The 17,105-nt window shown below is 62.5% G+C and carries 11 protein-coding genes and 1 pseudogene; 6 read left to right on the top strand and 6 right to left on the bottom strand.

Annotated elements, in window-relative coordinates; translation table 11 throughout:
• Nucleotides 1-77 precede the first annotated feature (77 nt).
• The 3 genes from gltB to hemE all read left to right on the top strand — a co-directional run bounded on the left by gltB (nucleotide 78) and on the right by hemE (nucleotide 7,256).
• On the top strand, nucleotides 78-4,526 hold the full coding sequence (gene gltB, locus RT582_RS01525) for a glutamate synthase large subunit (protein WP_313476277.1): 4,449 nt from the start codon (nucleotides 78-80) through the stop codon (nucleotides 4,524-4,526).
• A gap of 107 nt (nucleotides 4,527-4,633) precedes the next feature.
• Nucleotides 4,634-6,052, top strand: coding sequence for an FAD-dependent oxidoreductase (locus tag RT582_RS01530; protein WP_003283491.1), 1,419 nt, complete (start codon nucleotides 4,634-4,636; stop codon nucleotides 6,050-6,052).
• 139 nt (nucleotides 6,053-6,191) lie between these two features.
• A complete protein-coding gene (gene hemE, locus RT582_RS01535; RefSeq protein WP_102832891.1) occupies nucleotides 6,192-7,256 on the top strand; it encodes a uroporphyrinogen decarboxylase in 1,065 nt (354 codons plus the stop codon).
• Between the two features lie 57 nt (nucleotides 7,257-7,313).
• Here hemE and RT582_RS01540 read toward each other — a convergent pair whose 3' ends face one another.
• Nucleotides 7,314-8,540: an MFS transporter gene (locus tag RT582_RS01540; RefSeq protein ID WP_446750905.1), complete on the bottom strand. Its 1,227-nt coding sequence runs from the start codon at nucleotides 8,538-8,540 to the stop codon at nucleotides 7,314-7,316.
• Nucleotides 8,541-8,767: 227 nt separating this feature from the next.
• Between RT582_RS01540 and RT582_RS01545 the strand changes: the two genes are divergently transcribed.
• On the top strand, nucleotides 8,768-9,667 hold the full coding sequence (locus tag RT582_RS01545) for a LysR family transcriptional regulator (RefSeq protein WP_014821713.1): 900 nt from the start codon (nucleotides 8,768-8,770) through the stop codon (nucleotides 9,665-9,667).
• Nucleotides 9,668-9,729: 62 nt separating this feature from the next.
• Here RT582_RS01545 and RT582_RS01550 read toward each other — a convergent pair.
• Nucleotides 9,730-10,156, bottom strand: a pseudogene (locus tag RT582_RS01550) (hypothetical protein).
• Between the two features lie 280 nt (nucleotides 10,157-10,436).
• On the opposite strand from RT582_RS01550, the gene RT582_RS01555 reads away from it, so the two are divergent.
• Nucleotides 10,437-10,925 carry a DUF3015 domain-containing protein gene (locus RT582_RS01555; RefSeq protein WP_014821711.1) on the top strand — a complete coding sequence of 163 codons (489 nt, stop codon included), beginning with the start codon at nucleotides 10,437-10,439 and terminating at the stop codon, nucleotides 10,923-10,925.
• A gap of 67 nt (nucleotides 10,926-10,992) precedes the next feature.
• The gene (locus RT582_RS01560; protein ID WP_313476292.1) at nucleotides 10,993-12,843 is read left to right on the top strand and encodes an Lnb N-terminal periplasmic domain-containing protein; all 1,851 of its coding nucleotides are present in this window, start codon (nucleotides 10,993-10,995) and stop codon (nucleotides 12,841-12,843) included.
• Between the two features lie 34 nt (nucleotides 12,844-12,877).
• Here the strand turns inward: RT582_RS01560 and RT582_RS01565 are convergent, their stop codons facing one another.
• From RT582_RS01565 to RT582_RS01580, 4 genes are all read right to left on the bottom strand, one after another.
• Nucleotides 12,878-13,168: a hypothetical protein gene (locus RT582_RS01565; RefSeq protein ID WP_044315410.1), complete on the bottom strand. Its 291-nt coding sequence runs from the start codon at nucleotides 13,166-13,168 to the stop codon at nucleotides 12,878-12,880.
• 109 nt (nucleotides 13,169-13,277) lie between these two features.
• Complete coding sequence (gene trxC, locus RT582_RS01570; protein WP_312965390.1) at nucleotides 13,278-13,715, bottom strand: thioredoxin TrxC; 438 nt, start codon at nucleotides 13,713-13,715, stop codon at nucleotides 13,278-13,280.
• A 62-nt stretch (nucleotides 13,716-13,777) separates the two neighbouring features.
• Nucleotides 13,778-15,055 (bottom strand): bifunctional O-acetylhomoserine aminocarboxypropyltransferase/cysteine synthase, encoded by a 1,278-nt coding sequence (locus tag RT582_RS01575; RefSeq protein WP_044315412.1) that lies wholly within the window; start codon nucleotides 15,053-15,055, stop codon nucleotides 13,778-13,780.
• A 93-nt stretch (nucleotides 15,056-15,148) separates the two neighbouring features.
• A complete protein-coding gene (locus RT582_RS01580) occupies nucleotides 15,149-16,981 on the bottom strand; it encodes an SLC13 family permease (RefSeq protein WP_376780553.1) in 1,833 nt (610 codons plus the stop codon).
• Between the last annotated feature and the right edge of the window lie 124 nt (nucleotides 16,982-17,105).

A 17,105-nucleotide genomic window follows, 5' to 3' on the forward strand; every position in this document is an offset into this window, starting at 1 on the left:
CCCACGTGAATGACGGGGTGAGTCTCTGCCCGTCAATAAGGGGTTGATTTACAACGCATTTAGCTGGTGGAGTGCCTATGAGAGCAGGTCTTTTTCGTCCTGAAGAGTTCAAGGATAACTGCGGCTTCGGTCTGATTGCCCACATGCAGGGCGAGGCTAGCCATCACCTGCTAAAGACTGCCATTCAGTCCCTGACCTGCATGACTCACCGCGGTGGCATCAACGCTGACGGCAAAACCGGTGACGGTTGCGGTCTGCTGATGCAGAAGCCCGACGCATTTCTGCGTGCCCAGGCTCTGGAGCATTTCAACGCCGAGCTGCCTGCGCAGTATGCCGTCGGGATGATCTTTCTAGATCAGGACGCCAGCAAGGCGGACAAGGCCCGCGCTCGTCTCAGTGAAGAGATTATCGCCCAAGGTCTGACGCTGGTCGGCTGGCGTGAAGTGCCGGTCGATACCAGCGTGCTGGGCCAGCTTGCTCTTGAGCGTCTGCCGCGGATCGAGCAGGTCTTTGTCTCCGGCGATGGATTGGACGAGCGCGAGTTCGGCATCAAGCTTTTCTTCGCACGCCGCCGCGCCGAAGTCGCGCTCGCCGACGACAGCGCCTTCTACGTTTGCAGCCTCTCCGACAAGGACATCATCTACAAGGGCCTGATGATGCCCGCCGACCTGGCGCAGTTTTATCCTGACCTGGGCGATGAGCGTCTCGCCACTGCGATCTGCGTATTCCACCAGCGCTTCTCCACCAACACCATGCCGCAATGGCGCCTGGCTCAGCCGTTCCGTTTCCTCGCGCACAACGGTGAGATCAATACCATCACCGGCAACCGTAACTGGGCTCAGGCACGTCGCTTGAAGTTCGCCAACGAGCTGCTGCCCGACCTGGAAAGCCTGTCGCCGCTGATCAATCGCACCGGCTCGGATTCTTCCAGCATGGACAACATGCTTGAGCTCTTGGTCACCGGCGGAATGGATCTGTTCCGTGGCCTGCGTATGATCATTCCGCCGGCGTGGCAGAACGTCGAGACCATGGACCCCGATCTGCGGGCGTTCTATGAATTCAACTCCATGCACATGGAACCCTGGGATGGTCCGGCTGGCGTGGTGCTGACCGACGGTCGCCATGCAGTCTGCCTGCTCGACCGCAATGGCTTGCGCCCGGCGCGCTGGGTGACCACCAAAAACGGCTACATTACCCTCGCCTCCGAAGTTGGCGTCTGGGATTACAAACCGGAAGACGTCCTGGCCAAGGGCCGCGTCGGGCCGGGGCAGATCCTCGCCGTGGACACCCACACCGGCAAGGTGCTGCACACCGACGACATCGACAACCGCCTCAAGGCACAGCAGCCCTACAAGAAGTGGCTGCGGCAGAACGCCCTGCGCATCCAGTCGACCCTGGACGACAACGACCATGGTTCGGCCTTCTACGATGCCGACCAGCTCAAGCAGTACATGAAGATGTACCAGGTCACCTTCGAGGAGCGTGACCAGGTACTGCGTCCGTTGGCCGAGCAGGGCCAGGAAGCGGTCGGCTCGATGGGTGACGATACGCCCATGGCGGTCCTGTCGCGTCGTGTGCGCTCGCCCTACGACTACTTCCGCCAGCAGTTCGCGCAGGTCACCAATCCGCCAATCGACCCGCTGCGCGAAGCCATCGTCATGTCGCTGGAAACCTGTCTGGGTGCCGAGCGCAATGTCTTCGAGGAAACCGCCGAGCACGCCAACCGCGCGATTCTGACCACTCCGGTGATCTCGCCGGCGAAGTGGCGGACGATCATGAACCTGGAGCGTCCGGGATTCGAGCGTCTGGTCATCGACCTGAACTACGACGAGGCCGTCGGCCTCGAGGCGGCGATTCGCAATATTGCCGATCAGGCCGAGGAAGCCGTACGTGGCGGCAAGGTCCTGCTGGTACTCAGCGATCGTCATATCGCGCCAGGCAGGCTGCCGGTGCATGCTTCGCTGGCCGTGGGCGCGGTTCACCATCGTCTGGTGGAAACTGGCCTGCGCTGCAGCTGCAACATCTTGGTCGAAACCGCCACCGCCCGTGATCCGCACCATTTCGCGGTACTGATCGGCTTCGGCGCGACTGCGGTCTACCCGTTCCTTGCTTTCGAAGTGCTGGGCGACCTGATCCGCACTGGCGAAGTGCTGGGCGACCTCTGTGAGGTGTTCAAGCACTATCGCAAGGGCATCTCCAAGGGGCTGATGAAGATCATCTCCAAGATGGGCATCTCGACCATCGCCTCCTACCGCGGCGCGCAGCTGTTCGAAGCTGTTGGCTTGGCTGAAGAAGTCGTGGACCTCAGCTTCCGCGGCGTGGCCAGCCGTATCAAGGGCGCGCGCTTCGAGGATCTGGAGGCCGAGCAGAAGGCCCTCGCCGCCGAAGCGTGGAGCAGCCGCAAGCCGATTCAGCAGGGTGGCCTGCTGAAGTTCGTCTACGGTGGCGAATACCACGCGTACAACCCGGATGTAGTCAGCGCGCTTCAGGTGGCGGTGCAGAGCGGCGATTACAGCCGCTTCAAGGAATACACCGCGTTGGTCGACCAGCGTCCGGTGGCCATGCTCCGCGACTTGCTCAAGGTCAAGGTGGCTGAGCAGCCGCTGGTGCTGGAAGAGGTCGAGCCGCTTGAGGCGATTCTCAAGCGGTTTGATTCCGCTGGTATTTCGCTGGGCGCCCTGTCGCCGGAAGCCCACGAAGCCATCGCCGCGGCGATGAACCGCATCGGCGCGCGCTCGAACTCTGGTGAGGGCGGTGAAGACCCGGCCCGCTACGGCACCGAGCGCAGCTCGAAGATCAAGCAGGTAGCGACCGGCCGCTTCGGTGTCACGCCGGAATACCTGGTCAATGCCGAAGTGCTGCAGATCAAGGTCGCCCAGGGCGCCAAGCCTGGCGAAGGCGGCCAGTTGCCTGGTGGCAAGGTCAACGGCCTGATCGCGCGGCTGCGCTATGCAGTGCCGGGCGTCACACTGATCTCTCCGCCGCCGCACCACGACATCTACTCCATCGAGGACCTGGCTCAGCTGATCTTCGACCTCAAGCAGGTCAACCCGCAGGCGCTGGTTTCGGTCAAACTGGTGGCCGAGCCGGGCGTCGGCACCATCGCCGCCGGTGTGGCCAAGGCCTATGCCGACCTCATCACCATCTCCGGCTACGACGGTGGCACCGGCGCTTCGCCGCTGACGTCCATTCGCTATGCCGGCTCGCCGTGGGAGCTCGGCCTGGCCGAAACCCACCAGACCCTGCGCGGCAACGACCTGCGCGGCAAGGTCCGGGTGCAGACCGATGGCGGCCTGAAGACTGGCCTCGACGTGATCAAGGCCGCGATCCTCGGTGCCGAGAGCTTCGGCTTCGGGACCGCGCCGATGATCGCCCTGGGCTGCAAGTACCTGCGCATCTGCCACCTGAACAACTGCGCCACCGGCGTTGCCACGCAGAACGAGCAGCTGCGCAAGGATCACTTCATCGGCACCGTTGACATGGTGGTCAACTTCTTCCAGTTCGTCGCCGAAGAAACCCGCGAGTGGCTGGCCAAGCTGGGCGTGCGTAGCCTGGGCGAGCTGATCGGGCGTACCGATCTGCTCGAAGTGCTGCCGGGTGAAACGGCCAAGCAGAACAACCTGGATCTGTCGCCCCTGCTCGGCAGCAGCAACATTGCCGCCGACAAGCCGCAATTCTGCTTGGTCGAGAAGAACCCGCCGTTCGACCAGGGGCTGCTGGCCGAAGAAATGGTCAAGCTGGCCAAAGGCGCCATCGATGCCAAGAGCGGTGGCGAGTTCGAGCTGGAAATCTGTAACTGCGACCGCTCCATTGGTGCCCGTGTCTCCGGCGAAATCGCTCGCCAGCATGGCAACCAGGGCATGGCCGGTGCGCCGATCACCTTCCGCTTCAAAGGCACTGCCGGCCAGAGCTTCGGCGTCTGGAACGCCGGTGGCCTCAATCTCTATCTGGAAGGCGATGCCAACGATTACGTCGGCAAGGGCATGACCGGCGGCAAACTGGTGGTCACGCCGCCGCAGGGCGCCAGCTATCGGTCCCAGGATTCGGCGATCATCGGCAACACCTGTCTGTACGGCGCTACCGGCGGCAAGCTGTTCGCTGCAGGTACCGCGGGTGAGCGTTTCGCGGTGCGCAACTCTGGCGCCCACGCAGTTGTCGAGGGTACTGGCGACCATTGCTGCGAGTACATGACCGGTGGCTTCGTCTGCGTGCTTGGCAAGACCGGACACAACTTTGGCTCGGGCATGACCGGTGGTTTCGCCTATGTGCTGGACATGGACAACAGTTTCGTGGACCGGGTGAACAACGAGCTGGTCAACCTGCAGCGCATCACCGGCGAGGCGATGGAAGCCTATCGCAGCCATCTGCAGGACGTGCTGCGCGAATACGTTGCTGAAACCGCGAGTGAGTGGGGGGCTGAGCTGCTGGATAATCTCGACGACTACCTGCGTCGGTTCTGGCTGGTCAAGCCCAAGGCGGCCAACCTGGCTTCGCTGCTGTCGAGCACCCGGGCCAACCCGCAATAACAATAAGCCGCTTCAGGCAGCGGCCCCAGCCAACGCGGGGCCGCTGCTCACCCTGATTGTCTTGCAGCCGTATGTATTGCCTACGGTTGCTGTTGAGAGGTTTTGAAATGACTGAACGTCTGAATAACGACTTCCAGTTCATCGAGGTCGGGCGCAAGGATCCGAAGAAGAAGCTGCTGCGCCAGCGCAAGAAGGAGTTCGTCGAGATCTACGAACCCTTCAAGCCGCAGCAGGCCTGCGAACAGGCTCACCGCTGCCTGGGTTGCGGCAACCCCTATTGCGAGTGGAAGTGCCCGGTCCACAACTACATTCCCAACTGGCTCAAGCTGGTCTCCGAGGGCAACATCCTCGCGGCCGCCGAGCTGGCGCACCAGACCAACACCCTCCCAGAAGTCTGCGGTCGCGTTTGCCCGCAGGATCGTCTCTGCGAGGGCGCCTGTACCCTGAATGACGGCTTCGGCGCCGTCACCATCGGCTCGGTGGAGAAGTACATCGCCGATACTGCCTTCGCCATGGGCTGGCGGCCCGACATGTCCAAGGTCAAGCCGACCGGCAAGAAAGTCGCGATCATCGGTGCCGGCCCGGCAGGGCTGGGCTGTGCCGATATTCTCGTGCGTAACGGCGTGACCCCGGTGGTGTTCGACAAGAACCCCGAGATCGGCGGTCTGCTGACGTTCGGCATTCCCGAATTCAAGCTGGAAAAGACCGTACTCAGCCGTCGTCGCGAAATCTTCGGCGGTATGGGCATCGAGTTCCGTCTTAACACCGAGGTAGGCAAGGACATCACCATCGACCAGCTGCTGGCCGATTACGATGCCGTGTTCATGGGCATGGGCACCTACACCTACATGAAGGGCGGCTTCCCCGGTGAAGACCTGCCGGGCGTGTACGACGCGCTGGATTTCCTCATCGCCAACGTCAACCGCAATCTCGGCTTCGAGAAGTCTGCCGAAGACTTCATCGACATGAAGGGCAAGAAGGTCGTGGTACTGGGCGGCGGTGATACCGCGATGGACTGCAACCGCACCTCCATTCGCCAGGGTGCGAAGAGCGTGACCTGCGCCTACCGTCGTGATGCGGCGAACATGCCGGGCTCGCGCCGCGAAGTGAAGAACGCCAAGGAAGAGGGCGTGAAGTTCCTCTTCAACCGCCAACCCATCGCGATCGTCGGCGAAGGCAAGGTTGAGGGTGTAAAGGTGGTCGAGACACGTCTCGGCGCGCCAGACGCCCGCGGTCGCCGTAGCCCGGAGCCGATTCCGGGTTCCGAGCAGGTGCTGCCGGCCGATGCCGTGGTCATCGCCTTTGGTTTCCGTCCGAGCCCGGCACCGTGGTTCGAAGCCCAGGGCATCCAGATCGACAACCAGGGCCGCGTCGTGGCACCCGAGGTGGGTCAGTTCAAGCACCAGACCAGCAACCCGAAGATCTTTGCCGGCGGCGACATGGTCCGCGGCTCTGATCTGGTGGTGACGGCGATCTTCGAAGGTCGTCAGGCTGCCGAAGGCATCATGGATTATCTCGGCGTCTGATCGGGCGTTGCCGGGCATCGAAGGGCGCCCGGAGTGGCCTGATTTGAATCAAGCCCATAGCTAAATGGCACGGCGCTCGCCGTGCCTTTTTTTTTCTGCTTTGCGACAATGCACGGCACTTTTACGCTGGAACCCTGCCATGACCGTCTTGAAGAACGACCGCTTCCTTCGTGCCCTGCTCAAGCAGCCTGTCGACGTCACCCCGGTGTGGATGATGCGCCAGGCCGGCCGCTATCTGCCCGAGTACCGGGCCAGCCGCGCCAAGGCCGGTGACTTCATGAGCCTGTGCATGAATCCCGAACTCGCTTGCGAGGTGACGCTGCAGCCGCTGGATCGCTATCCGCTGGATGCCGCGATCCTGTTCTCCGACATCCTTACCGTGCCGGACGCCATGGGTTTGGGTCTGTACTTCGAGACCGGCGAAGGGCCGCGCTTCAAAAAGGTGGTGAGTAGCGTTGCGGACATCGAGGCGCTGCCAATTCCCGATCCGGAGAAGGACCTGGGCTATGTAATGGATGCCGTGCGTACCATCCGCCGCGAACTCAATGGCCGCGTGCCGCTGATCGGTTTCTCCGGCAGCCCCTGGACCCTGGCGACCTACATGGTCGAGGGCGGCTCGTCGAAGGACTTTCGCAAGTCCAAGGCGATGCTCTACGAGAACCCGCAAGCGATGCACGCCCTGCTGGACAAGCTGGCGCAGTCGGTCACCAGTTACCTCAATGGCCAGATCCTCGCAGGTGCCCAGGCGGTGCAGATCTTCGATTCCTGGGGTGGCAGCCTGTCGGCCGCGGCCTATCAGGAGTTCTCCCTGGCCTACATGCGCAAGATCGTCGATGGCCTGATTCGCGAACATGACGGCCGCCGCGTGCCAGTCATCATGTTCACCAAGGGCGGTGGTCTCTGGCTGGAATCGATGGCCGATTCGGGCGTCGAGGCGCTGGGGCTGGACTGGACCTGCGATATCGGCGAGGCACGCCGCCGCGTCGGCGGCAAGGTCGCGCTGCAGGGCAACATGGACCCGAGCGTGCTCTATGCCAAGCCCGACGCCATCCGCGCGGAGGTGGCGCGCATTCTGGCCAGTTTCGGCCATGGCGAAGGCCACGTGTTCAACCTGGGCCACGGCATCACGCCGGAAGTCGATCCCGCTCATGCCGGCGCCTTCATCGAGTCGGTCCACGAGCTGTCGGCGCAGTACCACGGCTGATTTGCCAGCGGCTCCAGGAAAACGCCCCGCATTTGCGGGGCGTTTTGCTTTACCGGCTCAGTGAGCCGCTTGCGGTTCCGGCAGTGGGCGCAGGCGCGCCAGGTGCAGGGCTACAGCGAGGGCGATCAGCAACAGCGAGGCGATGAACAGACCTACGCCGTCCCAGCCGGCAGCATGCCAGAAGACACCGCCCAGCGTGCCGGCGATGCTCGAGCCCAGGTAGTAGCTGAACAGATAGAGCGATGACGCCTGGCCCCGAGCCTGTTGCGCGCGACGGCCGATCCAGCTGCTGGCCACCGAATGGGCGCCAAAGAAACCGAAGGTGAACAGCAGCATGCCCAGCAGTACCAGCGGCAGTCGGTCGAACAGGGTCAGGGCCACGCCTGCCAGCATCAGAGCGATCACCAGCCAGAACACCCGGCGACGGCCGAAGCGATCGGCGAGCGCGCCCACCTGTGCCGAACTGTAGATGCCCGACAGATAGAGCACCGCCAGCAGGCCGATCATGGTCTGGCTGAGGTGGAACGGCTCGGCAATCAGCCGATAGCCGATGTAGTTGTACAGCGTGACGAAGCTGCCCATCAGCAGGAACCCCTGCAGGAACAGCCACGGCAGGCCGGCATCGCGAAAATGCAGCGTGTAGCCCTGCAGCAAGCCGCGTAGGCGCAACGGGCGTGGGTGGAAGTGCCGCGACTCCGGCAGGAAGCGCCAGAGCAACAGCGCCGCCAGTAGCGCCAGACCGCCCATCACTCCGAGCACGCTGTGCCACGACAGGTAGTCCACCAGCACGCCGCTCAGCAAGCGTCCGCTCATGCCGCCGATGGCATTGCCGCCGATATACAGCCCCATCGCCAGGCCGAGGTGGTGCGGGTGGATCTCTTCGCTCAAGTAGGTCATGGCCACCGCAGTCACTCCGCTGAGCGCCAAGCCAACCAGCGCGCGCATCAGCAGTACGCCTTCCCAGCTGGGTGCGAGTGCACTGCCGACGGTGAACACGGCGGCAGCGAGCAGGGAGACGACCAGCACCTGCTTGCGGCCGATGGCATCGGAGATCGGTCCGGTGATCAGCAATCCGACGGCCAGTGTCAGGGTCGAGAGCGAAAGGATCAGGCTGCTCTGCGCTGCGTTGATACCGAACGCCTGCGACAGCATGGGCATCATCGGCTGCACGCAGTACAGCAGGGCGAAGGTGGCGAAGCCGCCAGCGAACAGGGCCAGGGCAGTGCGCGCGAAGCGCTGCGTGCCTTTCTCGGTATGGCTGATGGGCGCGCCAGGCGCAGGTATCTCTGCTGACGCGCCACTGGCGCCGTGCGTACTGCTCACGATGGAGACCTCTGTCCGATTCGCTTTTTCCGGCCAAAAGCAGCCCGTTACGCCTGTGATCCCTTTTCGATCAAGGGGCGCGACTGCTGTTGTTCGGATTATGGGCGAAATGATAGGAAGCTTTTTTTAAGCTATCCAATATATTATTCGTCCTTATTGATATGTTTTACGAATCGTTTGGAGCGCACGTGGAACTGAGACATCTACGCTATTTCGTGGCGGTGGCCGAAGAGCTGCACTTCGGTCGAGCAGCCGAACTGCTGCGTATCTCTCAGCCGCCGCTTAGCCAGCAGATCCAGGCTCTGGAACAGGAGCTGGGCGTGCGCCTGTTCGACCGCACCAACCGCCGGGTGTCGCTGACCGACGCGGGGCGGCTGTTTCTCGACGAGACCCGGCGCACGCTGGCTCAGGTGGACAAGTCGGTCGATGTGGTGCGGCGTGCCGAGCAGGGTGAGATCGGCGAGTTGCAGGTCGGCTTCACCTCGTCGGCGCCCTTTACGTCGATTCTGCCGCGGGCGATTCTGGCCTTTCGCCAGGCCTTCCCGGCGGTGCACCTTGCGCTGCAGGAGATGACCAGCAAGCAGGTGATCGACGCGGTGCAGGACGAGACGCTGCAGGTCGGCATGATCCGTCCCTTTGCCTTGCCGCCGGGCCTGCAGACCGTCGAGCTGTTCAGCGAGCCACTGGTAGCGCTGATGCATACGGGGCATTCGCTTGCCGAAGCAGGGGAGGAGGGCCTGGCTCTGGCGGAGCTGGCCGACGAGCCCTTCGTGTTCTTTCCGCGCAGCTACGGCACCGGGCTCTACGATCAGTTGCTCAATCTGGCGCGACAGGCCGGGTTCAGTCCGCGGATTGCGCAGGAGGCAAACGAGGCGCTGACCATCATCGGGTTGGTTGCTGCAGGGCTGGGCGTTTCGGTGCTGCCGGCATCCTTTCGCCGTATACGCATCGATGGCGTAAGGTTCCGTACGCTGCTGGACAAGGACGCCACCACGGCCGTGTGGCTGGTCAAGCGCCGCCAGGAGCAGTCGCCCCTGGCGCAGGCTTTCATGGATCTGGTGACGCGCGAGGCGCTTTCGGGCAGTTGAAACACCTCTCAAGCGGCTCGCGCGAAACCGGTTGCGGGCCTTGGCCGTTGCCGGCCGAGCGATCAGTTGAAGTCGTACTTTGCTTCGATCTTGCGCTTTTGCAGGGTATAGTGGGTCAGATCGATCTGGTTCTGCGCCAATTGATCTTCCAGCGCGTCCATCTCGCTGTTTTCCAGCTTGCTGACGTGCTGCTTGGTCGCGTGATAGTTGATCGTTTCCGCCGCGCTGTGCCCGCTTACCGGGTCCCACAGGATGGACAGGGGCCAGAACAGCAAGTTGACCACGCCGAAACCGTACTCCCGACCGTAGAACGAGCCACCGCCGGGTAGCAGGCCGAGTGCCGTCCCGAGGGCGGGGCTTTTCTCTTCGACCGCCAGCCCGGCGGCTTCATAGTGGCGAAGTTCGGATTTCTGATATGAATTCAGGCGCGCTCGCGCAGCCGGTAGATGCGAGAATCGCATCGGCGAGAATGATAAGGGTTAGTTTCACGACAGCTCCTTGTAATTGCGAACATGCGCGCTCCTTGACGCGCGGTCGCGGAAACTATCATGAAAGATGGCGATATGACATGTCGCTGCACAGTTAATGCTGACGCGTTGGTATCTAGCTGGGGCTGTATGGCTATGTGGTAGGCGGAAAGGTCTCGGCGGCTTTAGCTTGAACTGTTCAGCGGTGCGGGCCTTTTTAGCTTGACACTGTCCACTGCCCTGCCAAAGCTACAGCGCAGCCGGCGAGGGCGCCGGTTTTCTACCATGCAAAGAGAACGATTATGAAACGGATTCTGCTAGCGTCCCTGCTCCTTACTGCTTCCGCCAGTTCCTTCGCCACCGCTCCGGGTGGTCCGGGTTGCGGCTGGGGCAATATGTTGTTCGAAGGCCAGCGCGGTTTGCCTTCCCACCTAGTGGCCTCAATCACCAATGGCACCTCCGGTAACGCCACTTTCGGCATGACCTCTGGTACTAATGGTTGCTCCACCGATGGGGCGCTGCAGTACAACGGCAAATCGATGCTGGTGCTTGGCAGCATCATGACCGAACTGTCCGAAGACATGGCCATGGGCGAAGGCGAGGCGCTGACGACCTATGCCGTCGTGCTGGGCATCAAGCCTGAGGATCGCGCACATTTCGCCAGCGTCACCCAGGCGCATTTCGACGAAATCTTCAGCTCCGCCGATGTGACCGCCGAGCAGGTCCATGCTGCTACCCTGGCGGTGCTCAAAGCGGATGCTCGTCTGGCTCAGTACGTCGAGCAGGCCTGAGTTTCACGCGCCTACCATCGTGCCCGCTCCGGCGGGCACTTTCATATCCGTTTGCCGTTGGCCGAATATGCTTCGACCCCTGCTATTGCTGGCGCTATATAGCCTAAGCGCCGTCGTGCTGGCTTCTCCACCCCCTGTTTCTGCCTTGCATCGGCTTGCCGACGAGACCTACTGGCATTCGCTTGGTCATTACGAGCGCGGCAAGCTTGGCGGCTGGCGAAACTATGTCGATGATGACGACTTCTTCCTGGCCGAGGGCGGCGAACAAGATCCCGCTGCTGAGCTCGCGGCGACGCTTGCCGCCCTTTATGCTCCCGCGGATCAGGGTGACCGGCATGCTCAATGCGTTTATCCCGCGCGCACCCGTTGGTTACGCGAGCAGTTGAGCCTGACCGATCTGCCAGCGGTCGAGTGCTCCGAATTCACAACCTGGTACGCCGAAGTCGCGCCGCACAGCGCCGTGCTGGTCTTCCCGGCGGCCTATCTCAATAGCCCATCATCAATGTTCGGTCATACGCTGCTGCGCATCGATCAGGCCGACATCGATACTCAGGGCAGCCCGCTGCTGAGTTCCGCGCTCAATTTCGGGGCCTTTATCGAAGGGTTGGATAACAGCATCCTCTATGCCTGGAAGGGCCTGATGGGAGGCTATCCCGGATTGTTTTCGCTGTTGCCGTATCGCGAGAAGATCGGCGAATACAGCCGCCTGGAGAATCGTGATCTGTGGGAATACCGGCTGAATCTGACGCCGGATGAGACGGGGCGGATGCTTGAGCATGTCTGGGAACTCAAGCAGATACGCTTCGATTACTTCTTCTTTGACGAGAATTGCTCGTACCGCCTGCTTGAATTGCTGGAAATCGCCCGGCCCGGGCTTAGGCTGACTGCGCAGTTTCCGTTGACTGCAATACCGGCCGACACCGTACGTGCCGTGATCGATGCAGGGCTTGTCGAGAGTATCGATTACCGCCCTTCGCGTGAGCGAGAATTGCTGGCTCGCACCGAGCCACTCGAAACCGAGGAACTGAACTGGGCTCGCCAGCTGGCCGACGATCCACAGGTGCTTGAGCAGAGCGACTATCTCGAACTGCCGGCAGATCGCCGCGCCTTGATTCAGGACAGCGCTTACCGCCTGGTTCGCTATCGCGTCACTGGAGAGGAGCGCGATGCGGCCAACGCCGCTCAAAGCTATCGTCTGTTGCAGGCAATCAATCGGAACCCGCCGCCTCGCCTGGAGGTCGAGCGACCGGTTCTGCCTGAATATGGCCATGAGTCACGTACGTTGCAGTTCGGCCTCGGCAGCCGCGGCGATCAAACCTTCGCTGAGTATGGGCTGCGCATGGCCTATCACGACCTGCTAGACAACCTTGAAGGCTTTCCGATGGGCGCGCAGATTGAAATCGCCCAGCTGCGGATGCGTCAGTACGAAGGCAACCGCTGGACGCTGCAACGGCTGGACCTGGCCGGAATTCGTTCGTTGACGCCCGTTACGCCGTTGCTGAGGCCCTGGTCCTGGCAGGTCGCCGCGGGGTTGGAACGCGTGCCGGAGGCTGATCAGGATCGACTGGTGGGGCATCTCAACGGCGGCGGTGGCTTCACGTGGCAGTTTGGAGACGGTCTGCTCGGCTTTGCTTTGGCTACGGCCCGGCTTGAGCACAACCCGGATTTCGGCGCCGCCATCAGTCCGGCCGCGGGTTTCGATAGCGGACTGCTCTGGCGGAATAGAGCGGGAAATCTGCTCCTTGAAGCGCGCGGCGACTATTTCCACAACGGCGAAGTGCGCCGACGCATCAGCTTCGCTCAGCAGTTCGAACTGTATGACGATATCGGCCTGCGTCTGGGCCTGGAGCGTAGCTTCAGCCATCGCGCCGAGGCCGAAACTGAAGTCCAGTTACAACTGCGCTGGTACTACTACTGAGGGGCCCTGCCTGCTTGCAGGGCGAGCTATCAGGTCAGGGCTGTTTGTAATGGGCAGGGGTTTCGCCTTTCTCCTGCTTGGGCACACGGGTAACGCGGATGTCGGTGATGCCCATGACTTCGGCCTGCTCAAGTAACTGTGCTTCGTCAGCACCCGCTTTAGGCATCACCAGACTGTTCTCGGCGTCGCCATTGTGTAGCTCGATGAGATGGCGAGCCGCTTCGCCCTGAGACAGGCTGCCCACATCGGCGTCATAGGTCTCGGCGCGCGGATCGTTCTGGTAGATGTAGTTAATTTCGAATGTATGCGAAGGCTTGTCGAACATAAGGCGCTCCTGTTGAGTCACTGATGTTCAGTGGACTCGACGGCGTCGACAATCGTTCCGGTATACGCGCTGCGTGCACATTTCAGCGGAACTTCCTCCTTGCGGTGACTTACTTCACGCCGTGCTGCGCCAGCCACGCCATCAGCTGCGGCAACGGCATGGCGCCGCTCTGTCTGGCGACTTCACGGCCTTTGCGGAACAGGATCAGGCTGGGAATCGAGCGGATGCCAAGTTGCGTCGACAGCTGTGCATTGGCCTCGCTGTCGAGCTTGGCCAGGCGGCAGCGGCCCTGGAGCTGGCTGGCAGCCTGCGCAAAGGTCGGGGCGAAACTGTGGCAGGGCCCGCACCAGCTGGCCCAGACATCTATCAGTAGCGGCAGGTCGCCCTTGATCTGGTTGGCGAACTGGCTCTGTTGCAAGTCGAACGGAGCGTTTGGCAACGCCTCGGCCTTGCACCGACCGCAGCGCGGTGCGTCGTGCAGCCGGTCCGCGGGGATACGATTGAGGCTGGCGCAGTGCGCGCAGGGGACGATCAGTGATTCGGTCATGACGAGGCTCCACGGCGGTATGCCATTAATGTGGAGCCTCGGCGGCGGATATCAAGCGCGAGTCAGCCCTTGGACGCGCTCAGCGCCTGGGCCAGATCGGCGAGGATGTCGTCGATGTGCTCGATACCGATGGATAGCCGGATCAGGTCCTGTGACACACCGGCGCGGGCCAGTTCCTCGGCATTCAGCTGGCGGTGCGTGGTGCTGGCTGGATGGCAGGCCAGGGACTTGGCGTCGCCGATGTTCACCAGCCGCACCACCAGCTTGAGCGCGTCGATAAAGCGCGCGCCGGCCTCCATGCCGCCCTCGATACCGAAGCAGAGGATCGACGCCGGCATGCCTCCCATATAACGGCGAGCCAGTTCGTGCTCGGGGTGATCCGGTAGCCCGGCGTATTTGACCCAGGCCACTTGCGGATGTGCCTGCAGGAACTCGGCGACCTTCAGTGCATTCTCGCAATGGCGTTCCATGCGCAGCGCCAGGGTTTCCAGCCCCTGCAGGATCAGGAACGAATTGAATGGCGAAATGGCCGCGCCCATGTTGCGCAGCGGCACCACGCGGCAGCGGCCGATGAAGGCGGCGGGACCGAACGCTTCGGTGTAGGTGACGCCGTGGTAGGACACATCGGGCGTGTTCAGCAGCGCGAAGCGCTCCTTGTGCTGCGCCCAGGGAAACTTGCCGGAGTCGACCACGATGCCGCCGATGCTGGTGCCGTGGCCGCCCATGTACTTGGTCAGCGAGTGCACGACGATGTCCGCGCCATGCTCGAAGGGGCGGCAGAGCATCGGCGTGGCGACGGTGTTGTCAACGATCAGCGGCACGCCGTGGCGGTGTGCGGCTTCGGCCAGGGCGGCTAGGTCGATGACGTTGCCCGCCGGGTTGCCGATGGATTCGCAGAACACCGCCTTGGTGCGTTCGTCTATCAGCGCTTCCAGGGCGGCGATGTCATCGTGGGCGGCGAAGCGTACTTCGATGCCCTGGCGCGGCAGGGTATGGGCGAACAGGTTGTAGGTACCGCCGTAGAGCTTGGCGACCGAGACGATGTTGTCGCCGACTTCGGCGATGGTCTGGATGGCGTAGGTGATTGCCGCCATTCCTGAGGCAACGGCCAGTGCCGCCACCCCGCCTTCCAGTGCCGCGACGCGCTGCTCGAGCACGTCGGTGGTGGGATTCATGATGCGTGTATAGATGTTGCCCGGCACCTTCAGATCGAACAGGTCGGCGCCGTGCTGGGTGTCGTCGAAGGCATAGGAAGTGGTCTGGTAGATCGGTACCGCCACCGCCCGGGTGGTCGGGTCCGGGCTGTAGCCTGCATGGATGGCGAGGGTTTCCAGTTTCATGGCGCGCTCCTTGTTCTTGTTCGTCGGGGGCAAAGGCCCGAGAGCATGAAACTGAACGCCTGGACGGTCAATGATCCAGGGCAAGCCTTACCGTCAGAGTGGCGTGAGCGGCCAGAACAGCGGAATCACCAGCGTCGCCACGACCCACAACAGCAGGTTCAGTGGTATGCCCACCTTGAGGAAGTCGGTGAAGCGGTAGCCACCGGCGTTGTAGACGAAGGTGTTGGTCTGATAGCCGATCGGCGTTGCGAAACTGGCGCTGGCGGCGAACATCACGGCGACCACGAACGCGCGCGGGTCGACTCCCAGATGCTGGGCCAGGCCGATTGCGATCGGAGTGATGAGTACGGCCACCGCGTTGTTCGACAGCATCTCGGTGAGCATTGAGGTCAGCAGGTAGATGAACGACAGCATGAACAGCGGGCCGGCCCAGGGGGTAATGGCCGTCACGTTCTGCACAACCAGCTGTACCAAGCCAACTTTGTCCATGGCGATGCTGATTGCCAGCATGCCGAAGATCAGGCTGAGGATCTTCCAGTCGACTGCCTTGTAGGCGTCCTCGACGTCCAGACAGCGCGTCGCCAACACCGCGGCCGCACCAATGATCGCCAGGCCTTCGATCGGCATCACGCCAAAGGCTGCCAACACCATGACCGCCAGGGTGGCGATGATCGCGATCGGTGCCTTGTCGCGGCGAAAGGCGCGCTCCTGTACCGCGTTGAGGCTGATCAGCTCGCCGTTGTCGGCAAAACGCTTGATCTGCGCAGGCGTGCCCTCGACCAGCATCACATCGCCGAACTGCAGCTGGAAATCGTCGAAGTTGCCCTGAATGTTCTCGTCCTGCCGGTGCACGGCCAAGACGCTGATGCCGTAGCGCGCGGACAGGTCGAGGTCGCGCATCGGTCGGTGGCTGTAGCGCGAGCCGCGGCCGACGATGGCTTCGGCAAGGATCACGTCTTCGCTGCTGATGGTTTCGAAGGCGTCGCCCCGGTTAAAGGTCAGGTGGCCGCTTTCGCGCAGCTCCACCACGTCCTTTACCTGGCCATGGATCACCAGCAGATCGCCGGCGGTCAGGGTGAAGTCATGCTCCGGGCGGCTGAACAGCTGCGCGTTGCGGTTTACCTGCAGCACCTGCAGCCCGCTGCCGCCGTTCAGGTTGGCCTCGGCGAGGGTCTTTCCGATCACTGGTGAGTTCGACGGCACGCGCAGCTCGGTCATGAAGTTGCGATCAAGGCGCGGACCGAGCAGCTTGGACAGCGTGTCGCGCTCCGGCAGCAGGTGCTTGCCGATGGTCAGCAGATAGACCATGCCGGCGGCGGCCATGATCAAGCCCGCCCCGGTGATCTCGAACATGCCGAACGGCGTCAGCCCAGCCTTGCGCGCCACACCATCGACGAGGATGTTGGTCGAGGTGCCGATCATCGTCAGCGTGCCGCCGAGAATCGTGGCGTACGACAGCGGAATCAGCAGTTTCGAGGGCGTCGTGCCGGCACGCTTGGCCAGGGAAATCGCCACCGGCGTGAGGATCGCCACTACCGGCGTATTGTTCAGGCAGGCGGAAATCACCAATGCGGTGATCGTCAGGCCGAACAGCACTCGTGTCGGGCTGGTGCCCACCAGATTACCGAGCCAGTTGCCCAGCGCATCGATGCAGCCAGTGCGTTCGAGCGCCGCCGAAATGATGAACATGCAGGCGATGGTGACCGGGGCCGAGTTGGACAGCACGCCGAGCACTTCCCCGGGCGTCAGCAGCTGCGTCGCCAGCAGCACCGCCACGGCAATCGCCACGACGATATCCGGGCTCCAGCTCTCTCTTACGAACGCCACCAATACCCAGATCAGCAAGGCGCAGACGAACAACAGCGGCAGCGATTCTGGAAGCATGGACGTCCTTAAGGGTGGCGACTGAGGCGCGCGTCGAAACAACGGGCCCGCGGCGCAAGATAGAGACGTCAGCTTAGAGAGTCCAGAAACCTTTCCTGCTGTTTATATGCGATCTGGTTATTAATGGGGAATGGGCGCGACCGGCGAGGGGAGGGCTGGACCGGCG

The sequence above is a fragment of the Stutzerimonas kunmingensis genome, assembly GCF_032106285.1.
In the GTDB taxonomy this organism is placed as follows: Bacteria; Pseudomonadota; Gammaproteobacteria; order Pseudomonadales; family Pseudomonadaceae; genus Stutzerimonas; species Stutzerimonas kunmingensis_B.